This is a genomic window from Streptomyces sp. NPDC101132 (genome assembly GCF_044759225.1).
Taxonomy (GTDB): domain Bacteria; phylum Actinomycetota; class Actinomycetes; order Streptomycetales; family Streptomycetaceae; genus Streptomyces.
This window is the reverse complement of the sequence record NZ_JBIVYX010000017.1, coordinates 1-17,741: the sequence shown is the minus strand read 5'-3', so window position 1 is coordinate 17,741 and position 17,741 is coordinate 1. Positions and strand designations below refer to the sequence as shown.

Genomic DNA, 17,741 nt, shown 5'->3' with positions numbered 1-17,741 from the left:
CCCGGTCCCCCGGCCCCCGGCACGGACCGGGCTCCCGCCGGCGATGCCGGTGACGCGGACCGGACGTGCGGCCCGCCGCGGGTGGCCGCACCCCGTCCGGCCCGGCGGTCAGGCGGGGGCGTCGGCGCGGTCCACGACGGCGGCCATCTCGTCCTCCGGGAGTGCGGGGTTGGCGCCCGCGCTGGAGGCCAGTTCGGGAACGTGCAGGACCTCGCGGAGCCGGGGCAGCGGGAGGCGGGGATCCGCGGCCGCCGCCTGGCGCGTCCAGACCGCCGGATCGTGGCTGAGGCGTTCGATCAGCTCGGGGGTGGCCGCCGGGTCCCGGACGGCCAGCCGGCGGTGGTTCCCGTCCGGGTGGTCCGCGTACCGCGCGGCGAGGCCCTCGCGCGGGAAACGCGGGTGCGTCTCGGCCATCCAGGCGGAGAACGTCCCGCCCAGCCGTGCGAACACCCGCATCAGGACTTCCTCCGGGGCGTCGGGGTGATGGACGCTCAGGTGGTCCTCCACCAGGGGGTCCCCGGTGCGGGCCAGCACGTCCAGGAGGTCGGACGGCAGGTGGGGGCTCAGGGCGGCGGTGCGGCGCAGCAGCGGGTGGGCGGAGGTCGCGGCGCGCCGCAGCACGTCGGGATCGGCGAGCCCGTCGTGGACCCACTCCACCTCGCGCCGGTCGAAGTCCCGTACCGTGAACGCGACCGACATCCGCCGTGCCTCGTCGAGTTCGGGCCGGACGGAGACGGCGGTCCGCACCTCCTCGTCCGGATCCACGGCCAGCCGCTCCACGAGGTCGGCGGGCAGGGACGGGTTCGCCGCCAGTGCGGTCAGGTGCGTGCGCTCGGCGACACACCGTTCGGCGTCCGCGCGGCGGAGCAGCCCGCGGCGCAGTGCCTCGGCGGCGGCCTCGGGATCGCCGAGGAGCCCCGCCGTGACGCGCGCGTCGCTCCGGCACCGCCACAGCGCGGCCGCCCGCCGCACCCCGGGATCGGGGTCGGCCGCCAGCGCCGACCGCTCGCCCGGCGCCAGCGACTCCCAGGCGTCCACGGCGCGGAGGCGCGCGGCGGCGTCGGGGTGCGCGGCCAGCGAAGCCGCGAACGCGGTCGTCAGGTGGGGGGAGTCCAGCACGGCTGCCCGTACGGACGGCTCGGGGTCCCGCAGCAGCCGGGCGTACACGGCGTCCGCCAGCGGCGGCACCGTCGTACGCGGCACGTGCCGCTCGGGCCCGTACGCCAGCGCGGCCCGCACCCTGGGAGAGGGATCGTCCACCAGCCGGGCCCGCCGGCCGGGGTCGGCCCCGGTGCTGGTCGCGAACTCGACCCGGACCGCGGGGTTGGGGTGGGCGAGGATGAAGGCGACGGCCTGTTCCGGGAGGTCGGGACGCCGGAGGGCGTGATGGAGGGCGAGGTGGTCCCGGCCGACGAGGGTGAGCAGCCGCAGCAGCAGCGCCGCCGGCAGCGCCGGATTCCGGGCGAGCCCGCTCAACGCGGATGCGTGAAACGCCGTCATGCGGTGCCTGTCCGTCCCCTTGGTTCCGTGCGGTCGCAGCCCATGATGCCGGTCCGCTTCCCGCGGCGACGGGGCGGGCGCCGCCCCCGGCCGGCCGCCGGGCGTCGTTGCCCCCGGGGGGCACGGAGTACCGGCGGCCCGAGGCGCGGTCCGGCGCGCAGCGGCGGGTGTGCCGACCGCGGGCTCGGCCCGGTCACGCGCCTGCGCGGAACAGGGGCTCACGGCTGTTGCCGGCGCTTGTCGGGATACGGGTGACCCGGCAGCGGGCCGCCGACGGCGCCCGGGCACGGCACGGGCCCGCCCCCGTGCCGGACTGCGGGGCGGAGGGCACGGGGGCGGGTGGGGAGTGGTGGTGCGGGTCAGCAGACCCGGCCGGTACCGGGGCGCCTGGCGGCCGGGTACAGGACCGCCGCCGCCAGTACGGCCGCCAGGCCGGCGGCCAGGACCGCCAGGGCGTCGGCCATCGGGACCGAGTCGCCCCAGGCCCGGGCGAGCGGCTCGAAGCCGGTCACCCTGCCCACCACGTGCAGGCCGACGGCCGACACGGCGGCCAGGGCGGCGGCCCACCACGCGGCCGCCGTGTCCCGCAGGACCAGCACCACGGCACAGCCGAGGCACAGCGCGGCGACCGCGGCCGGCAGCAGCCGACCGGAACCCGCCGACAGCAACGGCACGGGATCCGCGGGCAGGTGCAGCCCGGCGACCACGAGCAGCGCCAGGGCCACGGGCCAGCGCAGGACCAGCCGCAGCGCGGCGGACCTCCGGACCCGGGACGCCCCCGAGTCCTCGCCCGAGGCCCCGTCCTCGTCCCCGTGCCCGGTCCCGGCGCCGAGGCGTACGGGAACGCGTACGGCGTTCCGGGCGGCGGCAGTTCGGGCCGCGCCCCGGCCCGCGCGGACGCCGGCCGCGTCACCGGTGGAACCGGTGCCGGCGTCCGCGTCCCGTTCCGGCGGCCCGGGATCGGGGACCGGCATCGGGGCGGTGCTCCCGCGTACGGCGGGATCCTGGCCGGCCAGGACGCCCACCAGCTGGGCGACGTCCTCGACGGGCCGGGTGAGCGCGACCGCGCGCAGCGCGATCTCGGCCTCGGCTCCCTCCCGGGGTGACTTCGCCAGCAGGTCGATCAGCTCGCCCACTTCGTGGACGGGGCGCGAGACGGCCGCGGTGCGGAGGGCCTCCGCCACGAGTTCGGGGTAACGCCCGCTCTGGTTCAGCAGGTCCAGAAGGGTGGCGACCTGGTCCAGCGGCCGGCCGGCGGCCGCCGTGTTCACCAGGGAATGCAGGGCGTCCGCACTCATCTCGCCCGTGGCAGGGGGGTCGTCGGGAAGCCCGCGGCGGTCTGCCGGTGGTGCCGCGGGCGCGATTGTCTTGTTCATCAGAACTCCGTTCGCCGACGCGCGGGGTTTGCTCGACGCACGTCGGTCGCTGTGCGCCATTGGATGCGCACGCAATGTCATTAGGTGCCATGTCCGCGTCGTACGCCATTCGGGCCAGGCAAACGGGGGGGGGTGCGGTGCCGGTGCCTTCCACGTCGGTGCCGGCAGACGCGCCAACGTCCGCCGCCTCGGGTGCGATGCGCCGCCGCGGCGCGTGGCCGACGGGGTCCGTACGCGGCCCGGCCCCGCCGCGTCCCTCGCCCGCACCTCACCTGCGCCCCTGCCGACGCGCGCTGCGGCCGGCGGGCGCGGGGCCCACCCGCCCGACGCGTTCCGCGCACCGCCGCGCCTGCCGCCGAGGCCACACGCCTGAGGTGTCATCCGGCTTCTGTGACGCATGAGGCGCCTGGTGCAGGGATACTCCGCGCGTCCGCCCCCGGTCGGCGGCCGACGGCCCGCAGGCCCCACGCGTTGGCGGCGCCCCGGCCTCGACCGAGGCCGGGCGGCCGCAAGAGCCTGGGGTTCGGCCCGCCCGCGCCCGCCGGCCCCGCTCACGCGCGGCGTGCGTCCTCGGGTGCCCCGCGCGCGCCTGCGGCCCCGCGTCCTCGGCCGGGTCCGGTCCCGCCCACCCGCCGCCGGGCTCGCCGGCGCGGTGCCGGACTTCCCGCCTCCCCTGGGGCCTCCGGCCGGAACCGCTCCGTGGGTCCGGCCCGTCCAGCTCTCCGAGCGCGGTCTCCCCGTTCGTCAGACGGCAGTCTCCGGCGCCCGTCGGCCGGTTCGCCCTTACGGAAGGTAACCCCGCGCTGCCCGCCGGTCGATGAGGTTCCGCCAGGTGACGGGCCGCCATCGGCGTTGTCAGTGGCCCCCGCTACTGTCCCGCTCATACCGCAGCTCAGGGGGAGTTGGACCCCCTGGTTCCGGCTGCGCGGGAATCGGCAGGACTTACCGAGGGGGCACGTGCGATGGGCTGGCTGGCAACGGGCGAAGGATATGAAATCGCCCTGGTGGAAGGCCGGGTGGCGGCACGCGCTGTGACCGGCCGGGCCGCGGGGCGGCAGCTGAAGACACTCCCGAAGGCCCTGCGCGACCACCCCGAGGTGGACCGGCTGCGCCGGCTCGCCGAGTGGCTGGACCGGCACGAGGCCGCGTGCGTGGCGCAGGTGGACGGCTGGATGGTGTCCTCCCTGCCGGTGCCCACGGCACTGATCGCCCGGGTCTGGCGCGACGAGGCCTGGCGGAGCGCGCTGCGCGACATCGCCGTCGTCGGCGACGACCCGGACGAGGTGGGCTTCCTGCGCGAGGCCACCGAGTCGGGCGAGCTCAAGGTGGTCGACCTCGACGGCGAGACGGTGCGGCTGTCCCCGGCCACGGTGACGCTCCCGCACCCGGTCCTGCTGCCGGACCTGGCCGACGTACGCGAGTTCGCGGCCGAACTCGGCATCGTGCAGCGGGTCGAGCAGATCCACCGGGCGACGTGGGCCAAGCCGGCGGAGTTCGCGGCGGACACCACGGAGGTACGGGAGTTCGCCGGCGGTTCCTACCCGTCCCGGTTCCGCCTCGCGGCCCGCGCCACCGGGCTCGGCTACCGGGTCTCCGGCGGCTACGCCACCTGCACGGTCCGCGACGCCGGCCGGAGCCTCGAGGCGGCCGTCTGGATCGGCGAGCCGTACTGGGACGGGGACTCCGCGACCGGCGCCCTCACCTGGCAGGACGAGCGGGGCCGGGCCGTGCCGCTGCGGGAGGTCGGGCCGGTGGCCTGGTCGGAGGGCATGCGGATGGCCGCGGCGCTGTACGCGGGCCGCCGGATCGAGGAAGGCTCGGGCGCATGAGCGGCACGCTCCCGTCCGCGACCCCCACCGGTAACGCCACCGCGACCGGTAACCCGAACACCAGTGGCACCGGCACCGGTAACGCCACCACGACCGGCACCGGCACCGCCGCCTCCGCGGCCGCCACCGCCGGTACCGCGACCACAGCCACCGCCGGAATCGCGACCACCACCACGGCCGCCGGCACCACCGCCACCACGGCCGCCCGCACCGCGACCACGGCCGTCGGCACAGACACGACGGCCGCCCCCGCCACCCCGCCCACGACGAAGAAGAGCACGGACATGACCACCACCCCCGGAAGCGCCGCCGCCCCGGCCCCGCGGCCCCCGCACGAGTCCGAACTGCTGCTCAAGGCCGGCGCGGTGCTGCCGCTCGGCACCCCGGACGCCGGCCCGGAGGCCGTGGACCTCACGGCCCGCGCGTACCGCCACCCCGCCCTCGCCGACGACCGCGTCGTCGTACGCCTCGCCCCCGCCGAACTCGGCGTCGCCGAGGACCTCGCCGGCGGCTTCCTCGGGCTCGTGCCCGACGGCGAGCCCGCCCTCGTCGGCCTCGGCCGCCGGCAGGCCCTCGGCTTCCCCGAGTGGGTGCTCGTCCACCACCCGGAGGACGGCCACCACGCCCTCGCCCTCGTCCCCGAGATGGAGCGCGTGGCCCGGCGCGCCAAGACCAAGCCCAAGGCCGCCCTGGAGGAATGCCAGGAGCTGGCCGGCCGGCTCGCCGCCGCCGTCCCCCACTTCCTGCCGGTCTTCTACGAGGAGGCCGCCCGCGTCTTCCTGTCCGTGGAGAACCCCACCTTCGCGGCCCAGCTCTTCACCCGCGCCCGCAAGGCCGAGGCCACCCACGGCCTCGCCGTCGACCAGGACCGCCTCGACGCCGTCTTCCTGGAGTTCGCCCTCGCCGGCGCCCTGCCGGTCCGCGTGCTCACCTCCTACGCCAAGGAGCTGGAGGCCCGGGTGCCCGCCCCCGAGGCGTACGAGCGCTTCCGCCGCCTGTGCGTACGCCGCACCGCAGGCGGCATGGCGCCCTCCGCCCAGGCCGCCCCCGCGCTGCGCCGGCTGGCCCGCGCCGCCGGCCTCGACCCGGCCGCGGCCGAGCAGGACTTCCTCGCCGAACTGCTCCCGCTGCCCGCCACCCTGCGCGCCACCACCGCCTGGTGGAAGTCCCACAAGACCGCGCTCACCGCACTCGGACGCCGCGAACCGGCCGTGCGCGGCACGCTGCTGAGCCTGATGCCGCCGTGCGAGGGGTACGACGACGAGATGTCCCCGCTGTGGCTCGACATCCTGGAGGAGTCCGGCGCCACCGCCGGCCTCACCTCCGCCGAGGTCACGCCCGAAGAACGCTGCGCCGACGGCGCCGCCGGCTGGCTGGAGCGCTTCTCCAAGGCCCGCCACACCCACTGGAGCCGGCGCCCCGGCCTGCCGCTCCTCCTCGACGTCGTCAACCGGGCCGCGGACCGGCTGCGCGCCGAACTCGACGCACCGGACCGGGAGAAGGGGCTTGACGTCGGCGTCGGCGACGTCGACCTGATCGACCTGCTGCTCTCCCTCGGCCTGCCGGTCGCCGGCCCGGGCCCCCAGGCGGTGCTGAACCTGAACGGCTGGGCGGCCACCGCCGGCCGGCGCGACCTGCTGGCCCTCGCCGCCGACGAGCGGTTCCGGCGCGCCTTCGACCAGGCCGCGTACGCCTTCGGCGACGACGACTTCAGCCGGACCGCCATCCGCCGCCTCGCCGCCTCGCCCGGCGGCCGCCCGATGCTCGCCGCCTGGGTCCGCGAGGTGGCACGGGACTCCGCCGCCACCGGCCTGCCGCTGCTCCCCGAGAAGATGGCCCGCCTCACCTGGCTGCCCGCCGAGGCCCTCGCCCTGGCCGAGCCGGAGGTCGCCGCCGCAGCCGCCACCGACCTCGGCGAACTGCTCGCCCGCACCCTGCGCGGCGGACTCTTCGAGGAACTCACCTGGCCCGCCTGGGAGGAGGCGCTCGCCGCGCTCGACCCCAAGGGCAACCGCAGCGATCTGACCGTGGTCTCCGCCTGGCCCCACCTCATCGTCGCCAACGACCGCCAGGTGCGCGTCATCGGCGCCGACTCCACCCTGCTCGTCCACGACCTGCGCATCCCCGGCGACAACCGCCGCTCCACCGGCTTCCAGTACGCCGACGGCGCGCTGCTCGTCTGCTGGCGCGCCTGGTACGGCGGGGGAGAGGCGCAGGGCTACTGGCACACGGCACCCGACCAGATCTTCACGCTGGACAACGGCAAGCAGTCCTGGCGCGTCGCCCTCCAGCAGATCGGCCTCCCGCTCCCCGACGGCGGCCTCGCCACCGGCGAGGGCGTCCTGCACCGCGGCGACACCCGGCTTCCCCTGGAACGCCCGGTGATCTCCGACGGCATCACCTACTGGGCCTGGCACGGCGAGGAGCGCCCGGCGGGCTGGTACGAGTTCGACCCCGCCGACGGCAGCCGGGGCAGGCACTCACTCCCCGGATTCCTCGCCGACGCCCTCCAGGACCTGCCCGCGGGCAGCACCCTGTGCGAGAACACGAGCTGGCTGCGCCCCGCACCGCACGTCGAGGGCTCGGTCACGGGCGCCCCCGTGGACGGCCTGCTCGGCTGGCGGGCCGTCGCCCTGCCCGGCGGCGGCTGGCGGGCCGGCGACACCGCCGGACGCACCGTCACCGTGCCCGAGGAGAGCGACTACCCGGTCGCCGCGGTCACCTTCCCCGGCGACGACCGCCCCCGCGCCCTCTCCCACCACTGGCAGTCGTTCCGCCTCACCGACCCGGACGGCGTCATCACCGCCTCCGGGGGCATGCGGCCGGGCAACGGCCACGGCGGCCAGGGCCCCAAGCTGCCGCCCGCCGACCACTGGTACTGCCTCCGCACCCGGGACCACCAGGGCTCCCTGGCCCTCCGAGGCATCGGCACGGACACCGTGTCCGCCCTCTTCGCCGCCGCCGCGGAGGCTGTCCCCGCCCCCGACCGGTACACGCACCAGGGCACCGGCGTCACCCGCGCCACCGTGGAACTGACCGTCCTCGTCCGCGCCGCGCTGCCGCAGGTCACCGACCCGGCCCTGGTCGCGGGCGTCGTCGCCCAGCTCGGCCAGGCCCTCGACCAGCGTGCCCTGCTGGCGGGCATCGCCCGCCGCCTGGCGGCCGGCACCGACGCCGAGCCGGGCTCCCGGGTCCCGGACGGCCCGAACGACGGCGTCCTCGGCCACGCGGTCTCCGGCCTCACCGGGAACACCCGATACGGCTGGACGAACAACGACGGCCACGGCTGGTTCGAGGCACTCCGGGCCCTGTCCGACGCCCTCGCGGACACCGGGGCCACCGCGGTGCCCGGCCGGCTGCACTGCGACGTGCCCGGCCTGCCGTACGCCGGCCTGGCCTGGACCGAGTACCTTGAGCACCCCGCCGCACTCGCCTACCGGGCCGTCGCCGCGACCACCACGGACGAGCACCGCGAGGCCCTCCTCGCCCTGCTGGCCGAACTCGACGGCCTGGGACTGGCCGCCGCGGCCACCGGACGGTGGCGCCGGGTCACGGTCGAGCTCACCCAGCGCGACCTGCTCAAGGAGGACGGATCCCACCACAACGTCCACCACCGCGGCGTCCTGCCGCTCGGCGGGGGCGCCTTCCTCGCCAGCACTGAGCAGTGCGTCTCCGTGCCCACCGGCTTCTCGCTCGGCATGCTCCAGCACGACCCGGCGGGCCGCTTCGAGCTGCCCGCCCCGTACACCGAGCGCCGCTCGTCCCCGCTCGGCGACGCCGCCCGCGAGGCCGACTGGCTGACCCGGTTCCTCAAGGAGGCCGCCGACCGCGGCCCCGTCCCCTGGCTGCCGGAGGCCGCCGAGGAGTTCGCCCGCCTCACCGGCGTAACCGACGTCCTGGCCCGCCTCGTCATCAGCGGCCTGCCCGGCGTCGACGCCTACGAGCGCGGCTTCCTCACCACCGAGCAGCGGACCGTCCTCGGCGTGAAGGTGGCCGACGCGGCCGTCGCCAAGGACGACCTCGGGGCCGTCAAGGGCGCGGTGCGCCGGGCCGTCGTCGGCGCCCTGCTGCCCGAGGACCCGGCCCGCCTGTGGACGCACGGCCCGGACACGGCCGCGGCCGCCGAGGTGTGGAACCGCCTGGTCGGCCGCCGCACCCCCACCCCCCAGTGGCTGGTCACCGAGGCCCACCGGAGCCTCAAGGGCGCGTGGCCCGGCCTCCGCGCGCTGCCCGCCGTCCTCGCTCCGGCCACCTCCGCCGCGCTCAGCACCGACGTGGCGTGGGAGGTCAAGGGCGACCGGGTGGCCCCCCGGGAGGGCGGCCCGCACGGAGCCTTCTCCGGCGAGGTCCTCACCGGCGCCGTCGCCGTGCTGGCCTGGCTGGCGCACCGCCTGCCCGCCGGCGACCCGCTGCGCGCCCAGCTGCCGCCCGCCCTGACGGCGGTCCGGGACCGCCTCGCCGCCCCCGACCTGATGCTCAGCCTGGGCCGGTACGTCGGCCTGGCGGAGTTCCGCAAGGCCGCCGGCGCCCCGACCCGCACCACCGAGCACTACGAGCAGTACGGCGCGGTCGTCTTGGCCACCTACGACGGACAGCCGATGCCGGCGCTGCGCCCGAGCCTGCTGGACTCCGCCGGCGGCTGCCCGTACCTGCCGCTGCTGCGCGGCACCGACCAGCGGCCCTTCCCCGCGGAGACGGCGCTGCGGCTGGCCGGCGACCTCCGCTTCGCCGCCCTGCTGGCCGACCCCGGAGCGCCCGCGGCCGGCGACACCGCGGCGGACGGCACCTGGTGGCCCCAGGACCCGACGCGCTCGGTGCCCGGCCTCGTCGCCGAGACGACGGCCGCGTACGGGCTCGGCGAGGACGCCGCCGCCCTGTACCTGATGCTGCTGGCGATGCCCGACCCCACCGACCGGAACACGGCCCGCTGGACGGGCTGGAAGCCGGCCCGGCTGAAGGCCGCCCGCGCCGAACTGGCCGCCACCGACCTCGTTCTGCAGGCCACCCGCACCCGCGCCGGGCGGAGCCTGTTCCTCCCGGGCGGCTGGGCCGAACTCGCCTCGCCGGTCGTGCCGGTCGAGGAGTGGAAGGCCCCGATGTACGAGCTGCTCGCCGGCGGCAGCGCGCACCTGGGCGTGCTGATGCCGACCGAGCCGGTCGCCGACCTGTACCGCAGGGCCTGGGAGCGGGTCCGCTCCGGCGACGTACCGCGGTTCGCGGAACTGAAGGTACGGCGGCGCGCCCGGCGCCGCTGAACCGGTGCCGTCGGCCCCACCCGGCCGGCGGCACCCCCTCGCGCACCGGGCGCCCCGTGATCCCCGAGGGCGCTCCGATCCGGGCCCCCTCGGAGGGCACCGGGACCGGTTCGGTGCGTGCCGGGCCCACCCCGGTGCGTGCCGGGGAGACCGGGGGCGCACGGCCCTCTGGTACGGACCGGATCCACGTACCCCACCGACACAACCCAGCGACACACCGCACCCATCACCGAACAGGACTCCGCACACCATGACCGCCACCACCCAGCCCGGCCTCCCGGACCTGCCCGAACAGACCGCCGCCGGACGCCCCGCCCGCCGGGGGAGCGCGACGCCGCCCGCCCGTCAGGTCCTGCCCGCCGAGGAGCGGTACGCGACCGAACTCGCCTTCCTCGCCGCCCAGGACACCGGCCCCCGCCCGCCCGGCTGGGCGCTGACGCCCCGCGCCGTGGTGACCTTCGTCTGCGGCAGCGCCGGCGAGGAGCTCGCCCTGCCCCGCCGCCGCGCGGGCCTCCCCGCGAAGCTGACGATCGCGCCCAAGTTCGTCGGCGAGCGGGCCCTGGTCGAACGCTGCGTCGTCACGCTCGCGGGCGAGCGCGGCCTGCTGCTGGTCGGCGACCCCGGCACCGCCAAGTCCATGCTCTCCGAGCTGCTGTCGGCCGCCGTCTGCGGCACCAGCGCCCTCACCGTTCAGGGCACCGCGGGTACCACCGAGGACGCCTTCCGGTACGGCTGGAACTACGCCCAGCTGCTCGCCCAGGGGCCCACCCCGGACGCCCTCGTCGACTCCCCGGTGCTGACCGCCATGCGGACCGGCCGGGTCGCCCGCATCGAGGAGATCACCCGCTGCCTGCCGGAGGTGCAGGACGCGCTGGTGTCGATCCTGTCCGAGCGCCGGGTCACCGTGCCCGAACTGACCGCGACCGAGGACGCGGTGGTCAGCGCGGCCCCCGGCTTCACGGTCATCGCCACCGCCAACCTGCGGGACCGCGGCGTGTCCGAGATGTCCGCGGCCCTCAAGCGCCGCTTCAACTTCGAGACGGTGCAGCCGATCGCCGACGCCGACGCCGAGGCCGCCCTGATCCGCCGCCAGGCCGTCGCCGCCGTCGAGCGCGCCGGTGCCGGGTTCGGCGTCGACGACGCCGTGCTCGACGCCCTGGTGACCGTCTTCCGCGACCTGCGGACCGGTCGCTCCGCCGAGGGCTGGGACGTGGAGCGGCCGGGCACCGTGATGTCCACCGCCGAGGCGGTCCAGGTCGCGGCTTCGCTGGGCGTCGCCGCGGCGTACCTGCCGGGCGGCGACGTCCTCGACCTGCTGCCGGGGCACCTGCTGGGGGTGGTCCGCAAGGACGACCCGGCCGACCACGAGAGGATGCTGGGCTACTGGGACGGCCCGGTCCGGCGCCGCGCCGAGGACGGCTCCGCGATGTGGCGCCGCCTCTGGGACCTCCGGGGGAACCTCCGGTGACGACCCCCCGTACGACGTACGATCCCCACGCGGCCGTCGAAGCCCTGGCCGGCTCGCGGCAGCCCTTCCTGCTCGGGGTGCGCCACCACAGCCCGGCCCTGGCCGCGGTGATCCCGGCGCTGCTGGACGCCTCCGGCGCCGAGGTGGTCTGCGTCGAGCTGCCCGCCGATTTCCAGGACTGGCTCCCGCACCTGGCCGACCCCGAGACGGTCGCGCCGGTGGCCCTGGCGGGCGCGGGCACGGACGGCCGCCTGGCCTTCTACCCGTTCGCGGACTTCTCCCCGGAACTGGCCGCGATCCGCTGGGCCCGCGAGCGCGGCGCGCAGGTCCTGTGCTGCGACCTGCCGCTGGCGGACGAGGGCTGGACGGCCTCCCGGCCGGCCCTCGCACCGCCGGCCGCCACCCCCGACGGAGAGTCCGCCGACACCGCCGTCGGCACCCCCGCCGGAGCGGGCGGGGAAGCCGGCGCCGTCGCCGCCGGGGCGGACGCGAACGGTGACGGCGGGCCCGGCTCCGTTCCGGTGCCTCCTGCGGTCACCGCCGGGAGGTCCTTCGCGGATGCGCTCGCCGCGGCGGGCACCGGCCGGGAGGGCGAGGACATGTGGGACCGCGCCGTCGAGGTCCTGGCCCCCGGCTGCGCGCCCGAGGCGGTACGGCGTGCCGCGCTCGGCGTCGGCTGGGCGCTGCGCCGGGACGCCGAGGCCGAGGGTGGCGTTCCCGCCACCGACCTCGCCCGCGAGGCCCACATGCGCCGCGTGATCGGCGAGGCCGCCGCATCGGGCCGCCAGGTCGCGGCCGTGATCGGCGCCTTCCACGCCCCGGCCCTGCACGTGCCGGTCGCCGTCCCGGCCTTGCATGTGCCGGGCGCCCCTGGTGGCTCTGCCGGTCAGCCCGCCTGGGGCGGCGCGGCGGGTGCGGCGGATGGGTCGTCTGGTGCGTCTGGTGGGTCTGGTGCGTGCGGTGCGTCCGGTGGCTCCGGTGTGTCCGGTGGGGACGGTTGCGGTGGGGGGTCGGGCGGTGGAGCGCTTCCCGCCGGCTCGGTGCCCGCGGGTGATGCCGCGCGTCCGCTGCCCGCGGATGGTGCAGCGGGCCCGGTGCCCGGTTCCGCCGGGGGCGAAGGGCTCGTCACCTCGCTCGTTCCGTACTCCTTCGATCTGCTCGACTCCCGCTCCGGGTATCCCGCCGGGATCCGGGACCCGCGGTGGCAGCAGGCCGTGCTGCGGGCCGGGGGCGAGCCCGGGCGGGTGGACGAGGAGGCCGCGCGGGCCGTCACCGACGTGTGCCGCGAGCTGCGGGCCGCCGGGCACACCGCCGGCACCGGGGAGGCCGCCGAGACGCTGCGGCTCGCCGGGGACCTCGCGCGACTGCGCGGACTCCCGGCACCGGGGCGCGGTGAACTGCTGGAGGCCGTCACCTCCGTACTCGGCCAGGGTGAACTGCTCGGCCGGGGGCGGGCGTTGGCCCGCGCCCTGGAGGCCGCACTCGTCGGCACCGCCCGCGGGTGCCTCGCCCCCGGCACCCCCCGTTCCGGCCTCGCGCCCTCGGTGGAGCGGGAACTGGCCGCGCTGCGGCTGCCCTGCCCCGACGAGCCGGCCGCCCGCGAGGTCCGCCTGGAGCCGCTGCGCTCACCGCTCGACCACCGCCGCGAGGTCATGCTCCAGCGCCTGCTGGTCTGCGGCGCCTCGTACGGCGAGCCCCTCAAGGTCGCCGGCACGGGCGACGCCGCCGCGCTCGGCACCAAGTGGCGGCTGCGCTGGACGCCTTCCGTTCCCGCCCGCCTCGACCTGGCCGGGGTACGCGGCGTCACCGTGGCCCAGGCCGCGGCCGGCACCCTCCGGGCCACCGCCCGCCGGGAGGCCGCCGAGGGCGGGCCGACCTGCGCCCAGATCCTCACCGGACTGGCCGCGGCCGCCCGCTGCGACCTGCCCGAACTGGTCGACGTACGGCTCGCGGAGGCCGCCGGCACCCTGCCCGCGTCGGCGACCCTGCCCGAACTCCTGGAGGCACTCGACCTCCTGGACGCCCTGCACCGCGGGCACCTGCCCGGCACGGGCGAGGCAGGCCGTGCCGAAGCCGCCGCGCTCGCGGCGGAACTCCTCGAGGCGGCCGTCCGCACCCTCCCCGGCCTCGCCGGCAGCGAGGACCCGGCGGACGCCGCCGCGCTCGTCGCCCTGGCCGACCGGGCTGCCGCACACCACCTGGGCCTTCGCCTGGACCAGTCCCTGACCGACCTCGCCGGCACCGGGGCGCCGCTGATGCAGGGCGCCGCCCTGGCCGTACGGGCCCTGCTCCAGCTCGACCCGACGGAGGACCTGGGCGACCGGGCCGCCGGATGGATCGACACGGCCACCGATGCTTCCGGGCGTCGCAGGCTGACCCGGCGGCTGACCGGCCTGCTCACCGCAGCCGGGCCCCTCCTCCAGGCGTCCGCCGCCGTTCTCGACCCCCTGCTGGACCGCATCGAGAGCCTGGACGACCAGGGCTTCCTGGACCGGCTGCCCGCCCTGCGGGGCGGGTTCGACGCCCTGGCACCGGCCGCCCGCGGCCGGCTCCTGGACACCGTCACCGGACGGCTCGGCGACCGGATCGACCTCACCCTGGAGGCCCCTCCCGCGCTGCTCGCCCTGTGGGCGGCGGCCGACGCGGCGGGTGCTGCGGCGCTGAAGGCGTTGCCGGTGCCGGTGCCGGTGCCGGAGCGGGAGTCGGGGTGGGTGCGGGAGTCGGTGTCGGAGCGGGTGCGGGAGTCGGCGTCGGAGCGGGTGCGGGAGTCGGTGCGGGAGTCGGTGTCGGTGTCGGCGTCGGAGCTGGTGCCGGTGCCGGGTCCGGTGCCGGAGCCCGACGGTCCCGGCGGACCCGCAGCCGCCGAAGCCACCCGGCCCCGGCGGTCCGAGCCGCACCGCATCGGCACCGCCGACCGGTGGCGGCTGCTGCTCGGCCGGCAGCACGACCGCCTGCCCGACGGTGCCCGCCGCCACGCCCGGGCCCTCGACGAGCTGTACGGCACGGGCCGCGGCGAAGGCGCCGCCGATCTGGACCGGGGCGGCGTGCCCGGTGCCGGCGGCGGCCAGGAGGCGTCGTTCCCCACCGCCCGCGAATGGGCCGGGGAGCTGGAGGCCCTGTTCGGCGCCGACATTCGGGAGGAGGTGCTCGCCGCGGCGGCCGACGCGGGCCGCACCGACGTGCTGACCCAGCTCGACCCGGCCTCCGTACGGCCGTCCGTGGAGCTGCTGACCTCGGTCCTCTCCCTGGCCGGCGGCATGCCCGAGCACCAACTGGCCCGGCTGCGCCCGCTGGTGAAGCGACTGGTCGAGGAACTCACCCGCGAACTGGCCACCCGTACCCGGCCGGCCCTCTCCGGGCTCACCACTCCCCGGCCCACCCGTCGCCCCGGCGGCCGGCTCGACCTCGCCCGCACCCTGCGCGCCAACCTCGCCCACGCCCGGCGGGCGGAGGACGGCCGGGTGAGCATCGTGCCCGAGCGCCCGGTCTTCAGCACCCGGGTGCGCAAGGAGGCCGACTGGCGGCTGATCCTGGTGGTCGACGTGTCCGGCTCGATGGAGGCGTCGGTCGTCTGGTCCGCGCTGACCGCCGCCGTGCTGGCCGGCGTGCCCGCGCTGTCCACCCACTTCCTGGCGTTCTCCACCGACGTCGTGGACCTCACCGAGCGGGTGGACGACCCGCTGTCCCTGCTGCTGGAGGTGTCCGTCGGCGGCGGTACGCACATCGCGGCCGGCCTCGCGCACGCCCGCTCGCTGATCACCGTCCCGAGCCGCACCCTCGTCGTCGTGGTCAGCGACTTCGAGGAGGGCGTGCCCGTCGGCAGCCTGCTGGGCGAGGTACGGGCGCTGGCCGCGTCCGGCGCCCACCTGCTCGGCTGCGCGGCCCTCGACGACGCGGGCACGCCCCGCTACTCGGTGCCCGTGGCCCGTCAACTCGTCGCCGCCGGCATGCCGGTGGCCGCACTCAGCCCGCTCGCCCTCGCCCGCTGGGTGGGCGACCGCCTCCGTGGAGATGCCCGTTGAACCCCGAACCGTCTGCTGTGATCCCGCCGGGGGTGCCTGGTGCCCTGCCGCCGGGTGAGCCTGTTGGCCTGTCGGCTGTTGGCCTGGCGGCTTTTGGCCTGCCGGCTGTTGTGCTGCCGCCGGTTGTGCCCGCCGTGCTCGCCGAGGCGGTCGAGGGCCTCACCGCACGGCTGCGGAAGAAGCTGGACGCGGCCATCGCCGACTGTGCCGGGGCCGCGGTCGCCGGACCGGACGGCACGGTCACGGTCCGCTTCGGCGAGGACACCGTGGTCACCCTGCGGCCCGGGGATGCGGGGGTGATCAGCGAGGCCGGGCAGGCCGTGTGCGGCTGCCTGCTCGCCCCGCGGTGCCTGCACCGCACGGCTGTGCTGGGGGCGGCGCCGATCGCGGATGCCGACGATGTGGAGGAGGTTGGGCCGGGGGGTGAGGCCGGGGCTGAGGCTGGGGCTGGGACTGGGGCCGAGGCTGGGACTGGGGCCGAGGCTGGGGTTGGGGTTGGGGCTGGGGGCGCAGCTGGGGTTCGGGCTGGGGCTGGGGTTGGGGTTCGTGCTGGGGCTGGAGCTGAGGTCGGGGTTCGTGCTGGGGCTGGGGTCGGGGTAGGGGCTCCGGCACCGGCAACGGGTGGCCCTCTGCCCGGAGATCCGGTGCCGGGTCCCGCGGAACCGCTCAGCGACGGTCAGATCGCTGCGGCCGGCGCCCTGTGGGACGCGGCCGCCACGGCCCTCGCCGGCGGCGTCGCCGCCTCCGGCGCCGTGGTCCAGGCGGAGCTGCTCCGTGCCGCCCACACCGCGCGGGTCGCGGGTCTGCCGCGTGCGGAAGCGGCCGCGCTGCGCCTGGTACGCGGCCTGCGCGCCGCCCGTGACGGCGGCGCCACCCAGCCGCTGGCAGCCCTCACGGCCGCCTACCGCGAGTTGCTGCTGGTGAGTGCCGTGCTGGCCGCCGGCACGCCCGATCCCGCCTTCGTCGGCACCGGCCGGCGCGCGTACCGGTCCGGCGGCAGCGTGCGTGTGTACGGCCTGTGCCGGGAGCCCGTGCTGTCCGCCACCGGGTACGGAGGTGTGGTCACGCACCTGCTCACGCCCGACGGAGCCCGCCTGTCCGTGTCCGACGTGAAGCCGGGCGGCCTCGCGCGGGCCAGGGGAGCCGGTTCCGCCTCCGTGGCCATCGGTGGCGCGGTGCTCGACCACGCCGGGCTGGCCCGCGGCGGGCTGCTGGTCGTGGGCGCCACCGTCTCCGCCGACGGCCGCCTCGGCGCCGGCCGCGGGGTCAGGGCCACGCCGCTGCCGGGCGTGGCGTGGACCGACGAACCGGTCGCCGCGCTGTTCGCCCGCCCGGCCGCGGAGGTCGTCGCCTGCCGGCAGGACGACGGGTCCGGGGGTGGGGTCGGGGCTGGCTCCGGGGCTGGAGGCGGGTCCGGGTACGACGGCCGGTCCGAGCTGCTCGGGTGCGACGTGGAGGTGGTGGGGGCGTACGCCGACCACCTGCTGGTCCGCGAGTTGTCGCCCGACGGCACCGTGCGCGACGGTGCGCCGGTGCTCCGTCTGCTGCCGGCTCACCCCCACCCCGACCTCCCGTTCGTGGCCAACCTGCGGCGCCTCGCGGGGTGCCCGGGGCTCCGCATGCGGGTCCTGGGCCGCCCCGACCGCGACCGGGCCGCCACGCTGCGTCCCGTTGCGGTCGGACCGGTTCCCGGTGCGGAGTTCACCCTGCGGCTCCCCGACGCCTGGCTCGGGCGGGCCGACCTGGGGTACGACCTGCTCCAGGGGGAGCACCTTCCCGCGGGAGCGCCCGGCTCGGTTCCCCTGGCCGTCGATCCCGGCCCCGACCTGCTCGCCGAATCCCCGCTGTGGCGGGTGCGGCGGCTGCTGGAGGCCGGGGTGTCCGGCGGACGCCGAGCGGTGGCCGAAGCCGCCCGCGGCGGCGAACCGGTCAGCCGCCCCGACCTGCTCCGCCGGGCCGGCTTCGGTACGGCGGCCGAGCTCGCCGGGGCCCTGGCCGCCGAGGCGGACCGGCGGAGCCGGGACGCTTTCGGCCGCCTCACGGATGCCTCGGCCGACCGGTACGCGCGGGCTTGGCTCGCGTCGGCCGTTCACCTTTCTGCGGCTGAGCGGTCCTTGATTGCGGCTTCCTGGTCTTGAGACAGGGGGAGGGAGAGTGGGAGGGGCGGGGGCATCCGGAGCTTCGGGGGTGGGTCGTGTGGTGTGTGGGTCCCCTCGGTGCTTGACCCGTCGTGGCCTGCAGGCCCTGCGGCAGGCCCACCCCTGGGGCTTTGGGGCTTCGCCCTGGCCTTC

General features: G+C 77.3%; 7 protein-coding genes. 5 read left to right on the top strand and 2 right to left on the bottom strand.

The window, feature by feature from the left end:
* Positions 1 to 108: 108 nt before the first annotated feature.
* Complete coding sequence (locus ACIQUR_RS30475; protein WP_403671163.1) at positions 109 to 1,476, bottom strand: Mucin-2; 1,368 nt, start codon at positions 1,474 to 1,476, stop codon at positions 109 to 111.
* A gap of 383 nt (positions 1,477 to 1,859) precedes the next feature.
* Entirely contained in the window at positions 1,860 to 2,876 is a 1,017-nt protein-coding gene (locus ACIQUR_RS30470) for a hypothetical protein (RefSeq protein WP_403671161.1), read from the bottom strand.
* A gap of 962 nt (positions 2,877 to 3,838) precedes the next feature.
* Between ACIQUR_RS30470 and ACIQUR_RS30465 the strand changes: the two genes are divergently transcribed.
* The 5 genes from ACIQUR_RS30465 to ACIQUR_RS30445 all read left to right on the top strand — a co-directional run bounded on the left by ACIQUR_RS30465 (position 3,839) and on the right by ACIQUR_RS30445 (position 17,588).
* The gene (locus tag ACIQUR_RS30465) at positions 3,839 to 4,705 is read left to right on the top strand and encodes a DUF4132 domain-containing protein (RefSeq protein WP_403671158.1); all 867 of its coding nucleotides are present in this window, start codon (positions 3,839 to 3,841) and stop codon (positions 4,703 to 4,705) included.
* On the top strand, positions 4,702 to 9,960 hold the full coding sequence (locus ACIQUR_RS30460; RefSeq protein WP_403671155.1) for a DNA-binding protein: 5,259 nt from the start codon (positions 4,702 to 4,704) through the stop codon (positions 9,958 to 9,960). Before ACIQUR_RS30465 ends, ACIQUR_RS30460 begins: the two co-directional genes overlap by 4 nt.
* A gap of 250 nt (positions 9,961 to 10,210) precedes the next feature.
* Positions 10,211 to 11,428 (top strand): AAA family ATPase, encoded by a 1,218-nt coding sequence (locus ACIQUR_RS30455; protein WP_403671152.1) that lies wholly within the window; start codon positions 10,211 to 10,213, stop codon positions 11,426 to 11,428.
* Positions 11,425 to 15,450: a DUF5682 family protein gene (locus tag ACIQUR_RS30450; RefSeq protein WP_403671150.1), complete on the top strand. Its 4,026-nt coding sequence runs from the start codon at positions 11,425 to 11,427 to the stop codon at positions 15,448 to 15,450. Before ACIQUR_RS30455 ends, ACIQUR_RS30450 begins: the two co-directional genes overlap by 4 nt.
* Before the next feature lie 644 nt (positions 15,451 to 16,094).
* Positions 16,095 to 17,588, top strand: a complete 1,494-nt coding sequence (locus ACIQUR_RS30445) for a hypothetical protein (protein ID WP_403671148.1) — start codon at positions 16,095 to 16,097, stop codon at positions 17,586 to 17,588.
* Positions 17,589 to 17,741: the final 153 nt, after the last annotated feature.